Origin of the sequence: Marisediminicola antarctica, from assembly GCF_009930795.1 — a bacterium.
In the GTDB taxonomy this organism is placed as follows: domain Bacteria; phylum Actinomycetota; class Actinomycetes; order Actinomycetales; family Microbacteriaceae; genus Marisediminicola; species Marisediminicola antarctica.
Genome location: NZ_CP017146.1, coordinates 1,484,111 through 1,502,243, shown reverse-complemented (window position 1 = coordinate 1,502,243; position 18,133 = coordinate 1,484,111). Strand labels below are relative to the sequence as shown.

Below are 18,133 nucleotides of genomic sequence, written 5' to 3'. Positions count from 1 at the left end.
CCCGCGGGGGACGGGGGTTCAGGCGGCACGATTCAGTCTCGATCGTGGGCCGGGGCCGCTCTCCGCTCGTGCAGCCAAGAAATGAGTCCACCCGCGAGCAGCATGTCGATCTGCCGCTGTGAGAAATTCTGCCGGGCGGCGTAGTCCTCATTGCGAGTCCTATTGTGCAAGGTGATCTCGGTTCCGGCGGCGAGAGCCTCGCGGATGCCGTCCAGCACCAGAACATCGTCACGCTGGATGCGGTCGTGATCGGTCGCATCCGCGAATTCGAGAGCGAGCACACCGAAATTTGCGAGGTTCTGCCAGTGGATACGTGCGAACGAGACGGCAAGGACCGCGCGCAATCCGAGAAAACGGGGGGTGATCGCAGCATGCTCCCGCGAGGAACCCTGCCCGTAATTGGTGCCGGCAATGATGATGTGCCCGGAAGTATCGCGGGTTTCAGCCGCGCGGGTCGAGTAGGTTTCATCGACCTGGTCGAAGGTGAATCGTGCGAGTTTGGGGATGTTGCTGCGGAAAGGCAAAACCCGCGCGCCCGCCGGCAGAATCTCATCCGTGGAAATATCGTCGCCGACCACCAGGGCCACGGGGGCCTCGATGCGATCGGCGAGGGGCGTAAAGACCGGCAACGAGGAAATGTTCTCGCCCTTCACCAGTTCCACCTGGGAGGCCTCTGCCAGAGGTAGAGGTGCCTCGAGCATGGCCAGGTTCACGCTCGAGGTGGCCGGGAACTGGACCGTCGGGTAGGTCAGGTCGAATAGTTCTTCAAGGTCGCGCGGGTCGGTGATCGCCCCGGTAAGCACCGCTGCCGCCGCCGTCTCCGGCGAGCACAGGTAGACCGCGTCTTCCTTGGTGCCGGAGCGGCCTGGAAAGTTGCGGGGCATCGTGCGCAGGCTGTTGCGCCCATTTGCCGGGGCCTGTCCCATGCCAATGCAGCCCATACAGCCTGACTGGTGTAACCGGGCGCCAGCGCTGATCAAGTCGAGAGTGGCACCCATTCGAGTCAGATCCTGCAGGATCTGTCGGGAGCTCGGGTTGACGTCGAAGGACACGCCAGGGTGTGACTGGCGTCCCTTCACGATAGCGGCGACGATTGCGAAGTCGCGCAGCCCCGGATTCGCGGACGACCCAATCACGACCTGCTCAACCGGTCTGCCGGCGACCTCGCGCACCGGCACGACATTGCCCGGCGAACTGGGCAGCGCGATGAGCGGCACAATGGTCGACAGGTCAATCTCCTCAGTCACGTCGTAACCGGCATCCGCATCGGAGAGCAGTTCGACGAAGTCGCCCTCGCGTTGCTCTGCGCGCAGGAACGCGCGCACCTGATCGTCCGCCGGGAAGACCGTTGTCGTCGCCCCGAGCTCGGCACCCATATTGGCGATCACATGCCTGTCCATCGCGGTGAGAGTCGACAGGCCCGGTCCGTAGTATTCGACGATCCGGTTGACGCCGCCCTTGACGCCATGGCGGCGGAGCATTTCGAGAATGACATCCTTGGCGCTCGTCCACGGCGGCAGCTCGCCGGTGAGGCGCACGCCCCAGATTTCGGGCATCCTGATGTAGAGCGGTTCGCCAGCGATCGCCAGAGCCACCTCGATACCGCCAACGCCGATAGCCAGCATCCCGAGCGAGCCCGCAGCCGGGGTGTGACTGTCCGAGCCGACCATCGTCTTGCCCGGGATGCCGAACCTCTGCATATGCGTCGGGTGCGAAACCCCGTTCCCGGCCTTCGAAAACCACAGACCGAAACGTTGACAGGCCGAGCGGAGGAAGTCGTGATCCTCCGCGTTCTTACTGTCGGCCTGCAACAGGTTGTGGTCGACGTACTGCACCGATACTTCAGTGCGCGCACGATCAAGTCCCAGCGCCTCCAACTCAAGCATGACAAGAGTTCCCGTTGCATCCTGCGTGAGGGTCTGATCGATGTGCAGGCCGATTTCGGTCCCCGGCGTCATCTCCCCGCTGAGCAAGTGAGAGGAAATGAGTTTCTCAGTGACGTTATAAGCCACCGCGAACCTCCTTGGTCGAATGTCCTCGAGAAAATCCCGAAACTGCAGTCAGGTTGTGAAAAATATCGCCGCAATCCTCAACCTAGGCCACCACCTCACGCGCCACCACCCCACGCATCGGGGTCTGAGAAGTAACGGAACGGAAACGTGCCAAGGATGCCACGAAGATTTTGGACAGGGGAGTTTCGTCCACATCCGTATATCGCCGAGCCGAATGCTCGTCATTGTTGTGCAGGCCGCGGAGCGTCGCTTGAGATTCGGCACTGCCTGAGGTCCGCTTTTTGTTCACGTCATTCGCCGGCAGTTTTGCCGGCAAGACCAAACGGAATTGCGTTCGGTGTCGAACCAGCACGGGTGTGGCCCGCATCGTGGCCATGCAACTCATTAGATAAGGACGAATCTCAATGAAGCACACGACACGACTCCTGCTCGTTCCCGCATTGGCGCTTGGTGTTGCGGTCGGGGCCGCTGGCCCGGCGTTCGCCGCAACAGAGGATGCGACCTACCAGACAACGCTTGAAGCTCTCAATGGCAGCGGCGCCACTGGTTCGTACACGGTCAAGCTCGTCGGCGACCAAGCCACGGTCACCGGCGAGGTGAGCGGTCTCGCAGAGACCTTCAACGATGCCCCGTACCCGCACGTGCAGCACATCCACATCGCCGCCCAGGGCGTATGTCCCCCGGCGGACGCTGACACGAACGGCGATGGCGTCATCGACACCCCCGAGGGGCAGCCCTTCTACGGCGAGATCGGAACCACCCTGTCGCTGGACGGCGCAACCGACGCGTCCACGGCAACCGACCTCACCGTCGCCCCGAGTGGCAGCTCGTTCACCTTCGAGCGCACCTTCACCATGAACGCCGCCACCATCGCCTCCCTCAAGGCCGGCACCGGCGTCATCGTCGTGCACGGTCTCGACCCGGCCGGACTGAGCCAGGCAGCCCAGGACGCGATGAGCTCCCTGGTTCCCGAGCTGCCCCTGGCCGCCACCGCACCCGCCCTCTGCGGAGCGCTCGCCGTCTCCCAGATGGAAGAAATGCCTGAAGGTGGCGTGCAGACCGGTGGCGTGAACACCTCCGGCCCCGATCTGGGCATGCTCGCCCTCGGCGGCGGACTCCTGCTCGCCGCCGGTGGTGTCGTGGCCGTTCGTCGCCGCGTCGCCGCACGCAACTGAGGATCGACACGACCGAGAATCAGTGACTGCGCAACCTAGCAAGTCCCGCCGCGGTAGCCTCTGGGCTGCCGCGGCGGTGCTTCTCCTCATCGGCGGCGGCACCGCCATCGGCTTCGCCGTGACCGCAAACGACCCGCCGCCACAACCACCGGCATCCGCTGCCAGCCCCTCCCCCACGGACGTCACCGCGACACCCCCGCCGTCGACGCCACCGGTCGCTGCTGCACAGACCACCGGCCCGATCATGTCCGCCGCGACCCCCACACAGGTCAGCATCCCCGCCATCGACGTCGATTCGACACTGATGGAACTCGGCCTCAACGCCGACGGCACCGCCGAAGTCCCCCCACTCGATCCCGCCGCCCCAGCAGGCTGGTACCGCGGCTCACCCACCCCGGGCGAACTCGGACCATCGATCGTCCTCGGGCACGTCACCAGCAACACCGGACCCGCCATCTTCTACCGCCTCGGCGACATGCGCCCCGGCGACGAGGTCACCGTCGCCCGCGATGACGGAACCGTGGCAATCTTCACCGTCGATGCAGTCGAGCAGTACCCGAAAGCCGATTTCCCCACCCAGAAGGTGTACGGCAACACCGACCACGCCGCCCTGCGCCTGATCACCTGCGGCGGCGTATTCGACGGCGCTGCGGGCCCCCACCTCGACAACATCGTGGTCTACGCGAGCCTCACCGACGGCGGTCAGTAGGGACCCGCGGGTCGGGTCAGCCGAGCAGGCAGCTCTTTCATTACGACTACGGAGCGGTGCTTCTTCTCGGGTGCACGATGCCCCACGCTCGCGGCGGCCCCTGTGGACCCGGCGCCGGTGTGGTGCAAGCGGAAATATTTTGATCCTCGACGTTGTCGAAGATGTCGACTACCGCGAGGGTACGGCGGATACTCGCACTTCCCACCTGCAGGGGGTCGCGCCCAACGATCCGCTCCGGGGTCAGCGGCCGCCGGGCAGCCGACGGTCGCGCTGTGCGAGCGCCGCAGCGCCGTAGGGGTAGTCCGAGACGACGGGGGCGCTGACCGCGCTCAACCGCTCGAGCTGCGTCGGGCTCAGCGCCACGGATGCCGCGACCAGATTCTCGCTCAGTTGAGCCACCGTGCGCGCCCCCAGGATCACCGCTGTGACGCCCGGTTGCGCTTCGAGCCACGCCAGCGAGACCTGCCCGCTCGTCGCACCGATCTCTGCGGCCACCGCGGCGACGGTGTCCACGATCATCCAGGTGCGGTCGAGTTCGTTGCGCGGCAGCCATGCTTCCATGCCGCGCTGCGGGTCTTCGCCGAGGCGGGTAGCGCCTGTTGGGTCCACATCGCGCTGGTATTTGCCGGTGAGCCAGCCGCCGCCGAGGGGTGACCAGGGCAGCAGTCCGAGGCCGGCGTCGAGGGCGGCGGGCACGATTTCACTCTCGATTTCGCGCACCAACAGGCTGTATTGCGGCTGGACGCTAACCGGCGGGGTGAAGCCGAGCGCCTGTGCCCGGTGAGCGGCCTTGGTGAGCTGCCATCCGGTGAAGTTGGAGACGCCCCAGTAACCGATTTTGCCCGCACGGATGGCGTCGTCGAGAAAACGCAGGGTTTCGTCGAGCGGGGTGACCGGATCCCAGGCGTGCAGTTGATAGAGGTCGATGTGTTCGGTGCCGAGGCGACGTAGGGAGTCATCAAGAGCACGTGTCAGGTGGCGGCGGCTGGTGCCGAGGTCGTTGGGGCCACTGCCCATCGGAAACCGGCCCTTGGTGGCGAGCACGATCTGCTCCCGTTCCACGGGGTGCGCCGCCAGCCAGGTGCCGATCATCTGTTCTGAGACGCCGGCGCTGTACACATCCGCGGTGTCGACGAGGGTGCCGCCGGCGGCCACAAAGGTGTCGAGCAGTGCGTGGGAGGTGGCGGAGTCGGCCTCCGCGCCGAAGGTCATCGTGCCGAGGGCGTACGTCGAGACAACCGCCCCGCTGTTTCCGAGAGTGCGATAGCGCATGTATGCGTCCTGTTCGTCGGTCAATGGGCGTGCTCCCCTAGTCTGCCCCGAGGCAGCGGATGCCGCATCATTGCAGCGCCCGTTCCCCACCCACCCCATCCGGTGCTCAGCGCCGACACAATTCGCTCATCCCTCTGCCCAGTGGCACGGCGGGCGCTCACGTCCGATCCTCGATTTTTCTCGACTCGGCGCAGGCGAACGCGAAGGCGAAGGCGAAGGCGAAGGCGAAGGCGAAGGCGAAGGCGAAGCAGCGGCATTCTGCGCCGAACTGCTGGGTGTCGCACCACGTCGGGTCCTTCTACCCCACCGGCCACGTCGAGCGTCGCGGGCAGGTAAGGGCACGACGAATGACGGACTGCTCAGCGGGGCCCGCCGGCAGAATCAAGGCGGTGACACCGCACGCATCACCTTGTAGCACTCTGCCTGCGCGAACGTGCCGCACGCAGCCGTGCCCGCGAGCTTCAGAAAGGGTATGGCGTGTCACGAGATTCAGGTCGTCGAGGTGATCCACAGGCCGATCTTCACTCGTGAAGTACGTTGTTCGCGAGCACATCCAGATGGCGACGTCAGTCTCCGAGATGTCGAGCCGCAGTCGCAACGCATTGAGCCTCGCCATCACCGGTCGAGGGCGGCCCTCCAGGAATTAATAGCTCGGGTACCGGATCGTTCCGTGCCGCTCGACGACGAGGAGCTTCCCCGCGTGGCGGAGCCGCGCAGGCTCCCCCGCGTCGCCGCTAAGGATTCGTGCGACACGGGGCGTTATAGAGCAGTCCGAACTCGGCGTCGAGCGTCTGCGAGAACTACTCGGTAAGGGTACGGGCGAGTTCCCGCGGGTTGTTCGGTTCGGCGGGCATTCATGTCACTTCCGCGGGACGGCACCGACCTGCAGGGACAGACACCGCCATGCAAAGAAAAAGGACCGGTACGGTTTCTCAACCGTTGCGGTCCTTCTTCGGTCAATATCCGGAGTCTCTTTCGAGTATTTCCGGATAGACCCTTTGTTGCGGGGACAGGATTTGAACCTGCGACCTCTGGGTTATGAGCCCAGCGAGCTACCGAACTGCTCCACCCCGCGGCGTGGTTACAACGATACCAGAGTATTTGATCTCCAATTCCACCTTGCGGCCGCCGACACGATCTGACTCCAATTTCGGGCTTCCCGCACAACGACAAAGGGCGGAACCCAGCGCCATCGGCACCCGGGTTCCGCCCTCGTTCCTCGTGGGCTACGGCGTCGCGGCGATCGCCCGCTCGATGGCTGCCTGCAGGGCCTCGTCAGCCTCCGCAGCACCCACCATGTCGTTGGCGGCGTAGGCGGCTGTGCGGTCCAGGAGCGCCTGACGGGCGTCCTCGAGCGCTGCCGTCAAAGCAGGGCTGTCGCTCGGCGTCGTTGGCGTCGTCGGCGTCGTCGGCTCGGTGGGCGTCTCCGGCTCCGCAGGGGCGTCCGGATCGAGCGGCTCGGCCGGATCGATCGGTGTCACCACCACATCCTCGTCACCCGCCGTCGCTCCGGAGTCACCACCGAAGACCGAGTTCAGGGCGGCATCGAGGGTGTCCTCGAAGCCGATCTGGTCTCCGAACGATACGAGTACCTTGCGCAGGATGGGGTAGCTCGTCTCCGCGGTCGATTGCACGTAGACCGGCTGCACGTAGAGCAGTCCGCCGCCCACCGGCAGGGTCAGGAGGTTACCGCGCACAACCTCGGTGTCACCCCGCGCGAGAAGCGCGAGTTGGTTGGCCACCTCGGTGTCGGTATTGAACGCAGCCTGCACCTGACCGGGCCCGGGAACGGTGTCCTGCTTCGGCAGGGTCAGCAGCGTGAACTTGCCATAGCTGTCCGCCACCTCGCCTGCCGTGCCTCCGGCATCCGCATTCACGGCCATGTAGCCCGTGAGGATATTTCTCGTGCCCTCACCTGACGACTGAGGGATGAAGGTCGTGTAAAGCGAGAAGTTCGACTCCTCGGAACCAGGCACCTGCATCGTGAGGTAATACGGCGGCTGGAACTCCGCCGTCGCAGCACTCTCCGTCGGGTCATTCGGCGTGATCCACGCGTCATCGCTCGAGAAGAACGAGTCGCTGTCGGTCACGTGGTACGTGCTCAGGATCTGACGCTGCACCTTGAAAAGGTCGGCCGGGTAGCGCACGTGGCTCAGCAAATCGCCCGACATCTCGCTGATCGGCACGACCGAGGTCGGGAAGATCTTCTGCCAGGTCTGCAGGATCGGATCCTCCTCGTCCCAGGCGTAGAGGGTGACCTCGCCGGTGTACGCATCGACTGTCGCCTTGACCGAGTTGCGGATGTAGTTGATGTTGTCGATCGCGTAGGCGGGAGTCGGCGTGTAGGTGTCGACGATCGCGTTACTGAGCTGCTTGACGTCCGAGTACGGGTAGTTGTCGCTCGTCGTATAGCCGTCGACGATCCAGACCACCTTGTCGTCGACGACCGCCGGGTAGGCGTCACTGTCGAGAGTGAGGTACGGGGCGACCTTCTGCACGCGCTGCTTCGGGTCGCGGTCGTAGAGGATCTGCGACTCGTCGTTGACCGCGTCGGAGAGGAAGATCTGCTCCGACTGGAACTTGATCGCGTAGAGCACCTTCTTGAACACGTTGTCGAGTGTCGGTCCGCCGTCGGCGGCGTAGGTGGTCGTGGCGTTCTCGGCACCCTCCTCGGAACCTGACGGGAAGTCGAGCTCCACTGGGCGGCTGCCTTCCGGTGCGCCGACGATCGAGAACGGAGGCGACTGCTCGCCGAAGTAGATGCGCGGCTCGAAGTCGCTGCCCAGTGCCCCGTCGCTCGGGATTCCGGACTGCAGGAACACAGGGAGGCCCTCGGCCGACCGCTGGTTTCCGAACGCCGCCACCACGCCATAGCCGTGCGTGTAGACGAAGGTGCGGTTGTAGAAGTTGTTCGCGCCGCCCAGACCGTCGAGGTTGAGCTCCCGCACGGCGATGACGGTGTCCTGCACCTTGCCGTCGATCTCGTAGCGGTCGACGTCGAGTTGAGGGGCGAACTGGTAGTACTGGCGGAACTGCTCGAGCTGCGCAAAGGTACGCGTGACGAGCGCCGGGTCGATAATGCGGATGTTCGCGGTCGTCTCGGCATCGTTACGGAGGGCGCCCGCCTCGGTGTCGGTCGACGGGTCGAACCGCTGCTCCTCGACGTCGGCAACGTCGTACGCCGCGCGGGTGGCCTCGATGTTGCGCTCGATGTACGGAGCCTCAACACTTCGCACGCTCGGCGCGACCTGGAAGCGCTGCACGATCCACGGGTAGACCGATCCGATCAGCAGGCTGCTGACGATAAGCAGCGCGGTGCCGACGATGGGCAGGCGCCAGCGTCCGATGACGGCGGTGACGATGAAGAGCACCGCTACGATCGCGGCGATTCCGGCGAGGATCGCGCGGCCCGGGATCACGGCGTTGACGTCGGCGTAGGAGGCGCCAACGAGCAGGTCGCTGCTGCTCTGCACCAGGGTCGCGTACTGGTCGAGCCAGATGCTGACCGCCTGCACGGCGAGGTACACGGCGGCGAGGATCGCGAGCTGGATGCGGGCGGGCTTGGAGATGCGCACCTCGCGTCCGTTGATGCGGATGGCCCCGTAGAGGTAGCAGGTCGCGAGGGTCGCGATGCCGGAGATGAGCACGACGGCCGACGCGAAGGCGACCGCGGACTGATAGAACGGCAGCTCGAAGAGGTAGAACGAGATGTCGAGCCCGAACTGTGGGTCGGTCTCACCACTGGGCGTGCGATTGAGCCATTGCAGGGCCACGGGCCAGCGCGAGGAGGTCGCGACGCCGGCGAACAGGCCGAGGACCGCGGGGATGCCGATCATTGCGAGGCGACGCAGCGGCTCGATGACCTGCTGGTATCGGTCCAGCTGCGAGTTCAGCTTGGCGTAGACCGGACGCGCCCTGAACGCGAGTGCGATGCTCAGGTAGACAGGCACGGCCATAGCGAAGAAGCCGATGAGGAACATCACCGACGCAGCGATCCACCCCGTCGTCAATACGTTCGCGAATCCGAGCTGGTCGAACCACAGCCAGTCGGTATAGAGGCTCGCAAAAATGAAGAAGGCAATAACGAGTGCGGCGATTACTCCGGCTGCGATTGCGAGTGGTGCCCGTGTGCGCGAGGCGGGACGTGCTTCCTTGGAAGTCAAGAGACTGCTCCTGGATGTAGATGGCTGTGTCTGACCATCTTAACCGGCCTGCGCTGCAAGATTGCCGACCCGCACCGCAGAGTGATGGATTACGCGTCGCAACCGGGCAGCGTACTGGTGTCCCCGCCACCCGCAACGACCTCGAGCGCCGCGAGAGCCTCGTCGAGCGTACCGACGGCGAACACCGTGAGGCCGTCGGGGATGTTGCCGGCGACCTCGCCGCAGTTCGCGGCGGGGGCGAGGAAGAACTCGGCGCCGTCGTCCTTCGCGCCGTAGAGCTTCTGCCGGATGCCGCCGATCGGACCGACCGAGCCGTCGACCGTGATCGTGCCGGTGCCCGCGATGTCCTGCCCTCCGTTGAGGGCGCCCGGGGTGAGCTTGTCGATGATCCCGAGGGCGAACATCATGCCGGCGCTCGGCCCCCCGACCTTCTCCAGCTGGATCTTGACCTCAAACGGGAAGTCGTAGTCGGCGCCGACCGTGATTCCCACGATCGGGTTGCCATCGCCACCGGGATTCTCCTGAGGGGTCACCTCGACCGTTTCCGGGCTGCTGGCCCGGGTGATGTCGATCGTCACGGGCGACTGGGTGCCGTTCTCGGCGATGATCGAGCGGAGCTGCGTGACGTCGAGCGGGTCCTCGCCGTTCACGCGCAGGATCTCGTCGCCCTCCATCAGGATGCCGTCCGAGGGCGAGTCGGGCGAGAATCCGGCCACCGTCAGGGTGGCCTCGAGCGGGTAGCCGAGTTTGGTCAGCGACGCGGCGATCGCGTCCTTCTGGGAGTTCTGCATGTCGACGGCACTCTGCTCGTTCGACTGCTCGACGCTCCGCCCCGGGGGGAAGGCCTCGTCGAGGGGAAGGACCGCGCGGCTCGGGTTTCCCCAGGACGAAATGACCTCGAACCAGTTGGGCCTGCTCTCGCGGTTGCCGACCACGTTGACCGTGAGCATGCTGAGGGATCCCTCGGTCGGGAAGGTCTCCTCGCCGGGAATAGAGATCAGCGGAACCGCCTCCCCCTCGACGGTCACCTCGCCGAGGGTGTCGAAGACGGGTCCGGGGCGCTCGATCACATAGGGCGACGGGATGAACGAGAGCGCCAGCGCGCCGACGATGCCCGCAGTGAGGAGCGTCCAGCCGGTTCGGAGCCTCCGTCGTGAGCCTGGCGACGGCTCGGCACGGTCGTTCGAGAAGAGCGCCACTACTGTCCATTCCCGGGCCGGATCGGTCCCGTGCGTTCGAAGTTCGGCGGTGTGTTCGCCACGGGCGCACGACCAGACGCACAGCCTAGGTCAAAATCAAGCCACCCCCAGCTGTGCACGGGCTAGCGTAGTTTGCATGCCTGAAGATCCTCAGCAAGAGCCGAACGACGAGTTCCGGGACATGCTGCGCGAGTTGCTGTCGGGAAACTCCGACATTGACCCCGCCAAGCTCGCGAGCGCGGCGGGCCTGCCCGACGACCCGGCGATGGTCGCTCAACTGATGTCCCAGTTACAGGCCGCGATGCAGTACAGCGGCGAGGGAGTCAACTGGGAGATCGCGCGCCAGCAGGCGACCGCGATCGCGACGAGCGAGTCGCAGCCGACGACTCCCGCCGACCGGGCCGCCATTGAGCAGGCCTACGGCATCGCCGCGCTGTGGCTCAGCGAGGCCACCTATATCTCCGAACTCACCGTCACGCCTCGGCTGATGACGAGGACAGAGTGGGTCACGGCGACCATGCCCGTATGGACCCAGCTGGCCGAGCCCGTCGCCCTGAGCATCTCCGACGCCCTCACCGACGTGCTGCGCCAGCAAGCGCCCGAGGAGATGACGGAGATGCTCGACAACGCGAGCAAGCTCATGCGCAACATCGGCGGAACTCTGTTCGCGATGCAGCTCGGCCAGGTCGTCGGGCAACTCTCGGGCGAAGTGGTCTCCGGCGGAGACATCGGCATCCCCCTGCTCGACTCGACCAACGGCACCGAACTCCAGGCCGCGATTCTCCCGCAGAACGTCGCGCCGTTCGGCGAGGGCCTCGACATCGAGCCCGACGAGATCCGGCTCTACCTCGCCGTGCGTGAACTCGCCCATGCGCGACTGTTCCGGCATGCGAAGTGGCTCCGCCTGCAGCTGATGACGTCGATCACCGGCTTCGCCCACGGCATCCGCATCGACACGGGTCTCATGGAGCAGCTCGCCTCGGACTTCGACCCGTCGAACCCCGAGGAACTCCGTCAGGCCATGGCGAGCGGGGCGCTCATCCCGCCGAAGTCGGAGGCCCAGCGAGGCGCCCTCGACCGGCTCGAGACGATGCTCGCCCTCGTCGAGGGCTGGGTTGACGTCGTCACCGCGCAGGCGACGACTCGACTGCCGAAATCGGCCGCGATCGCCGAGACCGTGCGGCGCCGTCGCGCTGCCGGCGGACCAGCCGAGTCGGCGTTCTCGACCCTCGTCGGCCTCGAGCTGCGACCGCGCCGCATGCGCGAGGCCGCCGCCATGTGGCAGAAGGTGACGGATGCCATCGGCGCCGAGCGCCGCGACGAGCTGTGGTCCCATCCGGACGTGCTGCCGGGCTCGGGTGACATCGACGACCCAACGGCCCTCATCGCGAGGCTGACCTCGACCACACCAGCCCACGACGACGTCGATCAGGCGATCGAGGACCTTCTCAACGACACGAGCGACGACCGCCCGCACGAGCAGGGCGACGGACCGGCGGAGGGCCCGCGGGAATAGCGCGCTCGCCGCGGCTGCGCTGGCCGCGGCGGCTGTGCTGACTGAAGTGGGTGCGCTGGCTGAAACGCTTGTGCTGGCTCCAGCGCCTGTGCACTCTCGGCAACGACCTTGGCGCTCGGCTGGCATCATTCGACGATGGTGCTTCGAATCGATCCTCGTCTGCCACTGGTCTGGCGCAGCCCGAGCAGCCTTCAGCTGGGCGTCGACGCGCCGCCCGTCACCCTCGTCGACGTGTCCGAGGCTCAGGAGCGCATGATCTCGGCGCTCGTGGCCGGAATCAGCCGTCCGGGTCTGGCCATGCTGGCAACCGCCGCCGGCGCCGATGCCGGCGAGGCAGACCGGCTGTTGCAGCTCGTGAAGCCTGCGCTGCTCGGCAGCGTCGTCCCGGTCCCCAACCCCCGCACCGTCGTGATTGCGGGGTGCGGCAAGGCGGTCGAGCGGCTGGCGGATGCCCTCGCCTCGAACGGAGTGGAGCCTCGGCTCGTCGGCGGTGACCTCGCGGCCGCCGCACGCGCGCGGGACATCGCCGTCGTCGTGGGCCACTTCGTGCTCGACCCTGCCTTCCACGGCCTCTGGCTGCGCCGCGACCTGCCCCACCTCCCGATCGTGTTCGGCGACACCGGGGCGCGGATCGGGCCGGCCATCGAACCAGGCCACGGCCCATGCCTCCACTGCCTCGAACGCTGGCACACCGACGCCGACCCGTCCTGGCCGGCGATCGCGTCTCAGCTGCTCGGCAGGCGGAGCCCGGTGGATGCCGGCATCGTCGCCGGGGAGGTGGCGTTGATCGCCGCCCGGATTGTGTTCGCTCGGCTGACGGGCGGGCCCGCCGCAACGGCGGTGTCCGTGCGACTGGATGCCCTGACGGGAGCTACCGCCTCGACGCGGTGGCGGCAGCATCCGGAGTGCGGCTGCGCAGCTCTGCCAGGAACCGGGACGGCTGACGCGGCGTCGACCGCTTCGGCGCAGCCTCGGCAAAGGACAGGTGCAGCCGCTCCCGCGCACGCGTGACGCCGACGTAGAGCAGCCGGCGTTCCTCGTCGACGGCCGCGGGGGTCTTCGCATAGCTGATCGGAACGAGCCCCTCACTGAGCCCGATGACAAAAACCGTTTCCCACTCCAGACCCTTGGCCGAGTGCAGGGTCGCGAGGGTGACGGCATCCATCGTCGGCTCGTGCTGTCCGGCCGACCTCTCATAGAGGTCGTCGGAGAACTGCCGAAGCGTAGTGCCCGGCACCGCCGATTCGGCGAGCCCCATGATCGCGTTGAGCGACTCCCACCGGTCGCGGACGGCACCGCGCGTCTCGGGCGCCTCCTGGGTCCAGCCGAGCGACCGCAGCACGTCGCTTACCGTCTTGAAGAGCGGTTCGACGGTGTTCGCGACTGACGCGCCCTTGAGCATCATGAGTGTCTGCTTGACCTCGGGGAGGTCGAAGAACCGCTTGCCTCCCTTGAGCTGGTAGCCGATCCCCGCATCGCCGAGAGCAGCCTCGAGCACCGCCCCCTGCACGTTGATGCGGTACAGCACGGCGATGTCCTGCGGGCGGGAGCCTGCGGCGACGAGGTCGGCGATCTGGCCGGCGACTCCGCGGGCCTCCGCGCGGTCGTCGCGGTAGGTCGTCACCGACGGCGCGATCACCTTCGGTTGGGCCTTGCCGGGCGCCGGTTCCGACCCGACCGCGGCGCGCAGGCGCAGCGATCCGGCCCGGTCGCGCATGAGCTGGTTGGCCGTCTCCACGATCGCGGGGGTCGAGCGGTAGTTCTGCTCGAGCCGCACGACGGTCGAGTTCGGGTAGCGGGACGGGAACGACAGCAGGAGGTCGGAGGATGCCCCGGCGAACGAGTAGATCGTCTGGCTCGCGTCGCCGACGACGCAGACATCCTGCCGGTCGCCGAGCCAGAGCTCGAGCAGCGCCTGCTGCAGCGGCGAGACGTCCTGGTACTCGTCGACAACGAAGAAGCGGTACTGCTCGCGCACCTGTTGGGCGACCCACGGCTCGGACTCGAGCATTCCGGCCGTGGCCAGCAACACGTCCTCGAAGTCGATCTGGCGGCGCTCGTCCTTGACCCGCTCGTAGGCCCCGTGAAGGGCGACCATGCGGGTGGCATCGAGGGAGTCGGGTGTGGCGCGGCCCTCGACGACGGCGGCGTACTGGTCGAGAGTGAGCCTCGAGACCTTGCGCCACTCGATCTCGGCGGCGAGGTCGCGCAGCGTCGGGGTGTCGAGTTTGAGCTTCAGGCTCTCCGCCGCGTGGGCGATGAGCCGCCCCTTGGACTCGAGGATGCGCGGCATGGTGCCGCCGACGACCTGCGGCCAGAAGAAGCCAAGCTGCGACAGCGCGGAGGCGTGGAAGGTGCGGGCCGAGACTCCCCCGGCGCCGAGCTGGCGCAGTCGGCCACGCAGTTCTCCGGCCGCTCTCGAAGTGAAGGTCAGTGCCATGACCCGGCCGGGAGGGTAGACACCCGTCGCAACGCCGTAGGCGATGCGGTGGGTGATGGCCCGCGTCTTGCCGGTGCCGGCACCGGCGAGCAGGCACACGGGCCCCAAGAGCGCCTCAGCCGCGACTCGCTGCTCGTCATCGAGTCCGTCGAGCAGGGACTGGGCGGTCATCGCCACGCGTTCACCATTCCAGGGATGGCGGTCACCAGTCGCGTCGATCGATGATCGGCCCGCCGAACCAGTCCTCGAGGATCGCGCGAGCGATCGAGGTCGGGCCGGGCAGCGCGATCTCGTCGAGGGCCGCGGCGAGCTCCTCCCGGCTGAACCAGCGCAAATCGAGGATCTCCTGGCCGTCGGGGGTGAGGCACGACTCGAGGCTCTCGTCGACGATCGCGCGGAAGCCCAGCATGATCGACGCGGGGAAAGGCCACGGCTGCGAGCCGAGATAGACCGGCTCGGCGATGCGGATGCCGGACTCCTCGAACACCTCGCGCACGACGGCGTTCTCGAGCGACTCGCCCGGCTCGACGAAACCGGCCAACAGTGAATAACGGTTGTTCTTCCAGAGCGCGTTGGATCCGAGCAGGATGCGGTCCTCAGCATCCGTCACCCCGACAATGATCGCGGCGTCGGTGCGGGGGAAGAGCTGGTGGTCGTCGTCGTCGGCCTTGCGCACCCACCCTCCCTGCACGGGCATCGTCGGCTTGCCGCTGCGCGGCGAGAAGCGGTGCGAGTCGTGCCAGTTGGCCATCGCGAGGGCCTCGGTGAACAGTCCGGCGTCACGGTCGCCGAGGCTCGCGCCGAGCGCCCGAAGGTCTCCCCAGCGAGCATCGCCGCCGAGCGTCGCGGCGGCAGGCTCGGACAGCTTCGCGGCGACGAAGGGGGTCGCGGAGGCGTCCACGGAGCGGCCGAGGTAGATGAGGTAGTCGGCCTCCGGAGCCTCGGCTGCGCTCAGCAGGGCGAGCGTTCCGTCGTCGGCCAGTAGAGCCTGCCCGTTGTGCAGCAGGATCACCCGGGTGGAGTCGTCGGCCCACAGCTCGGCGAAGAGGTCGGGCCGGCCTCTGGCGAGATAGTCGCGGTCGAGCTCGTGCCGCGACAGCGGCAGGCGGGCCGTGAACTCAAATGACATCGACGAACCTTACAGTCTGGGGGGATGTTCGTGGCCTTCGCGTGGGGATTGGGCGTGGCTCGTTACCGCGGGCGCCGCTCGACAAACTACCCTTGAGACCATGGCCAGATCCCCACTCACTCTAGCCGCGCTCGCCACCTCGGCCGTAGCCGGCCTCGACGTCACGGCAGCGAGCCGCCACGGCTCGGGCTCCGGGGGCGACTTCGAGCAGGCCGCCCTCGTCACTCGCGACGGGCAGCATCTGCTGATCCGTGTTCCGCGCAGCCCATCGGCCGAGACCCAGGCCTCCGCCGACCTGGTCGCTCTGCGGGCGCTGAGCACCGGCATCCGCGGGCGCCTGCCCTTCTCCGCGCCGACGCCGCTCGGCGACGCGCCCGTCGGTGGAATGACCGCAGTCGTCTGCGATCTGCTGCCCGGCTCCCCTGTCGGCCTCGAGCAGGTCGCGGATGCTGACCTCGCCGAGTCGATCGGTCGTGCTGTCGCAGCCATCCATGCGCTTCCGACGAGCTTCGTCGCCGATGCGGGGCTCAGGATCGTGCGGCCGCTCGACGCCCTCGCCGCTGCCGTCACGATCATGGAACAGGCTGTCGCGACCGGTCTCGTGCCTGCCGCGCTTGTCGTGCGCTGGGAGAAGGCGACCGAGGACGCGACCCTGTGGCAGTTCGCCCCGACCGTCACCCACGGCGCCATCACCGGCGGCACGATGCTCACCGACGGCCAGAAGGTCACCGGGGTCGTCGAGTGGCATGCGCTGAGTGTCGGCGATCCGGCGCGTGATCTGTTCTGGCTGCTCGGTGCGCCCTCGGCAGACGGGGCCGACGCGCTGCTCGACGCCTACAACGCGGCGAGAGGCTCGACCGACCGTCAGCTGCGCAAGCGGGCCCTGCTCTATGCCGAGCTCGAGATCGCGGAGTGGCTCCTCCACGGAACGAAGCAGCGCAGCACCGAGATCGTCGACGACGCCGTCGGCATGCTGCACAACCTCGTCGACGTCGTGCAGCACGACGCCACCCGCCGGATTGACACGAACACGAGCCCGGTGATGACCGTCGCCGAGGTCGAGGACATGCTCGACCGGAACGGCCGCAACTAGCCGGCTTGCGACTCGTCCGCACGTGCATCAGCGGCGCACCCGCCGGAGCCGCGCGGCCGCGACACGATGCGCACGGGAACCCGCGGGGTGCGGATGCTCACGCGGAGGGTGAGTTCGCCCGTGCGCGCGAGGGTCGCGGCGATCGCGATGCCTGCGATCGCCGGCACCAGACCCGCGACAGCAAGTGCCAGGCGCGCGCCCCACTCCTCGGCGATCCAGCCCATGAGCGGGCCGCCGACCGCCTGTCCGCCGAGCAGAACCATGATGTAGAGCGACATCACGCGACCGCGGATGCTGGTGTTCGACGACAGCTGCGTCATTGACTCCGCCGCCATCGCGAACAGCAGCCGGGACAGCCCGATGCCGACGAGCGCGACCAGGAAGACGCCGACGACCGGCGCAAAGCCCGCCGCCGCGGTGATCAGTCCGTAGACAATCGCCCCTCCGACGATCGAGCGCAGCCGCAGGCTCGTCCGCCTGGTCGAGAGCAGGGCGCCCAGGAACGCGCCGACGGCCGCGAGCGAGCTGTACAGGCCATAGCCGCGTGCTCCCGTCTCGTAGACGTCGTTCGCCATCGCCGCGAGCAGCACGGGAAGCGACATGCCGAACGTCGACACGAAGAACAGGGTGACGAGGCTCCAGAAGATCGCGGGCTTGGACAGCGCGTATCGCACGGCGGCGCGGATCTGGCCGGTGCTGCGGGTGAGGCGGGGCGAGGGGCGCAGCTCGCCCACGCGCATCGCGCCGAGTGCGGAAAGCACCACGAGGCCGGCGACCGCGTTGGCGGCGATCGACCAGCCGGACCCGACGAGCACGATGAGCATCCCGCTCAGGGCGGGCCCGAGCATCCCTCCGAGATGGAAGATGGACGCGTTGACGCTGATGGCATTGCGCAGCCGCGAGTGCCCGACCATCTCGGAGATGAAGGCAGAGCGTGCCGGTCCGTCGACGGCGGCGGCGGTTCCGAGCAGGAAGGCGGCAAGGAAGACATGCCAGACCTGCACAACCCCGGCGATGGTGAGAGTGGCGAGGAGCGCGCAGAGCACGACGACCACCGACTGAGTCTGGATCAGCAGCGAGCGTTTCGCGTACCGGTCGGCGATCACGCCGCCCCAGGCGCCGAACAGCAGGATCGGGCCGAACTGCAGGGCCACTGTGACGCCGACGAGCGCCACGCTGCCGGTGAGCTCGAGCACGAGCCAGTCGATCGCGATGCGCTGCATCCACACCGAGGTGTTCGCCACGACCTGCGAGAGAACGTAGAGCCGGTAGTTGCGGATGCGCAGGGAATCGAACGTGTCCCGCCAGCGGGGGCGGTCGAGCACCAGCGGGATGGGTTCGGTGGCGGGAGCGATGTTATTGGTTGTCGGAGCCACTGCTCCACCGTATGCTCGGCGCCGTCATAACAGGAAATAATGGATCCTA

The 18,133-nt window shown here is 67.1% G+C and carries 12 protein-coding genes and 1 tRNA gene; 4 read left to right on the top strand and 9 right to left on the bottom strand.

Annotation, left to right across the window (positions count from 1 at the left end; genetic code table 11):
• Nucleotides 1-32: 32 nt before the first annotated feature.
• Nucleotides 33-2,012: an aconitate hydratase gene (locus BHD05_RS07080; RefSeq protein WP_161885806.1), complete on the bottom strand. Its 1,980-nt coding sequence runs from the start codon at nt 2,010-2,012 to the stop codon at nt 33-35.
• An 82-nt stretch (nt 2,013-2,094) separates the two neighbouring features.
• Nucleotides 2,095-2,388 (bottom strand): hypothetical protein, encoded by a 294-nt coding sequence (locus BHD05_RS07075; protein WP_161885805.1) that lies wholly within the window; start codon nt 2,386-2,388, stop codon nt 2,095-2,097.
• A gap of 28 nt (nt 2,389-2,416) precedes the next feature.
• Here BHD05_RS07075 and BHD05_RS07070 point away from each other — a divergent pair, with 28 nt between their 5' ends.
• Together BHD05_RS07070 and BHD05_RS07065 are read left to right on the top strand one after the other, a co-directional pair.
• Nucleotides 2,417-3,187 carry a hypothetical protein gene (locus BHD05_RS07070; RefSeq protein ID WP_161885804.1) on the top strand — a complete coding sequence of 257 codons (771 nt, stop codon included), beginning with the start codon at nt 2,417-2,419 and terminating at the stop codon, nt 3,185-3,187.
• Nucleotides 3,188-3,209: 22 nt separating this feature from the next.
• A complete protein-coding gene (locus BHD05_RS07065; RefSeq protein WP_161885803.1) occupies nt 3,210-3,896 on the top strand; it encodes a class F sortase in 687 nt (228 codons plus the stop codon).
• A 240-nt stretch (nt 3,897-4,136) separates the two neighbouring features.
• On the opposite strand, the gene BHD05_RS07060 is transcribed toward BHD05_RS07065, so the two are convergent.
• The 4 genes from BHD05_RS07060 to BHD05_RS07045 form a co-directional block, all read right to left on the bottom strand.
• Nucleotides 4,137-5,168, bottom strand: a complete 1,032-nt coding sequence (locus BHD05_RS07060) for an aldo/keto reductase (protein WP_161885802.1) — start codon at nt 5,166-5,168, stop codon at nt 4,137-4,139.
• Between the two features lie 1,001 nt (nt 5,169-6,169).
• Nucleotides 6,170-6,243 (bottom strand) — tRNA-Met (locus BHD05_RS07055).
• Between the two features lie 151 nt (nt 6,244-6,394).
• The gene (locus BHD05_RS07050; protein ID WP_161885801.1) at nt 6,395-9,331 is read right to left on the bottom strand and encodes a UPF0182 family membrane protein; all 2,937 of its coding nucleotides are present in this window, start codon (nt 9,329-9,331) and stop codon (nt 6,395-6,397) included.
• Between the two features lie 89 nt (nt 9,332-9,420).
• Nucleotides 9,421-10,530, bottom strand: a complete 1,110-nt coding sequence (locus BHD05_RS07045) for a YlbL family protein (RefSeq protein WP_161885800.1) — start codon at nt 10,528-10,530, stop codon at nt 9,421-9,423.
• A gap of 136 nt (nt 10,531-10,666) precedes the next feature.
• Between BHD05_RS07045 and BHD05_RS07040 the strand changes: the two genes are divergently transcribed.
• Complete coding sequence (locus tag BHD05_RS07040) at nt 10,667-12,046, top strand: zinc-dependent metalloprotease (RefSeq protein ID WP_161885799.1); 1,380 nt, start codon at nt 10,667-10,669, stop codon at nt 12,044-12,046.
• An 871-nt stretch (nt 12,047-12,917) separates the two neighbouring features.
• Here BHD05_RS07040 and BHD05_RS07035 read toward each other — a convergent pair.
• Together BHD05_RS07035 and nudC are read right to left on the bottom strand one after the other, a co-directional pair.
• Nucleotides 12,918-14,657, bottom strand: a complete 1,740-nt coding sequence (locus tag BHD05_RS07035; protein ID WP_161885798.1) for an ATP-dependent helicase — start codon at nt 14,655-14,657, stop codon at nt 12,918-12,920.
• Between the two features lie 31 nt (nt 14,658-14,688).
• On the bottom strand, nt 14,689-15,615 hold the full coding sequence (gene nudC / locus BHD05_RS07030) for an NAD(+) diphosphatase (RefSeq protein ID WP_161885797.1): 927 nt from the start codon (nt 15,613-15,615) through the stop codon (nt 14,689-14,691).
• Nucleotides 15,616-15,715: 100 nt separating this feature from the next.
• Here nudC and BHD05_RS07025 point away from each other — a divergent pair, with 100 nt between their 5' ends.
• Nucleotides 15,716-16,708 (top strand): phosphotransferase, encoded by a 993-nt coding sequence (locus BHD05_RS07025; RefSeq protein WP_161885796.1) that lies wholly within the window; start codon nt 15,716-15,718, stop codon nt 16,706-16,708.
• On the opposite strand, the gene BHD05_RS07020 is transcribed toward BHD05_RS07025, so the two are convergent.
• The gene (locus BHD05_RS07020) at nt 16,705-18,084 is read right to left on the bottom strand and encodes an MFS transporter (RefSeq protein ID WP_236966696.1); all 1,380 of its coding nucleotides are present in this window, start codon (nt 18,082-18,084) and stop codon (nt 16,705-16,707) included. The genes BHD05_RS07025 and BHD05_RS07020 overlap by 4 nt on opposite strands.
• Nucleotides 18,085-18,133 lie beyond the last annotated feature (49 nt).

Coding starts and splice junctions, on each gene's coding strand:
- BHD05_RS07060 (WP_161885802.1), bottom strand. CDS start 5,168: ATGCGCTATCGCACTCTCGGAAACAGCGGGGCGGTTGTCTCGACGTAC.
- BHD05_RS07070 (WP_161885804.1), top strand. CDS start 2,417: ATGAAGCACACGACACGACTCCTGCTCGTTCCCGCATTGGCGCTTGGT.
- BHD05_RS07025 (WP_161885796.1), top strand. CDS start 15,716: ATGGCCAGATCCCCACTCACTCTAGCCGCGCTCGCCACCTCGGCCGTA.
- BHD05_RS07035 (WP_161885798.1), bottom strand. CDS start 14,657: ATGACCGCCCAGTCCCTGCTCGACGGACTCGATGACGAGCAGCGAGTC.
- BHD05_RS07075 (WP_161885805.1), bottom strand. CDS start 2,388: ATGGCCACGATGCGGGCCACACCCGTGCTGGTTCGACACCGAACGCAA.
- nudC (WP_161885797.1), bottom strand. CDS start 15,615: ATGTCATTTGAGTTCACGGCCCGCCTGCCGCTGTCGCGGCACGAGCTC.
- BHD05_RS07040 (WP_161885799.1), top strand. CDS start 10,667: ATGCCTGAAGATCCTCAGCAAGAGCCGAACGACGAGTTCCGGGACATG.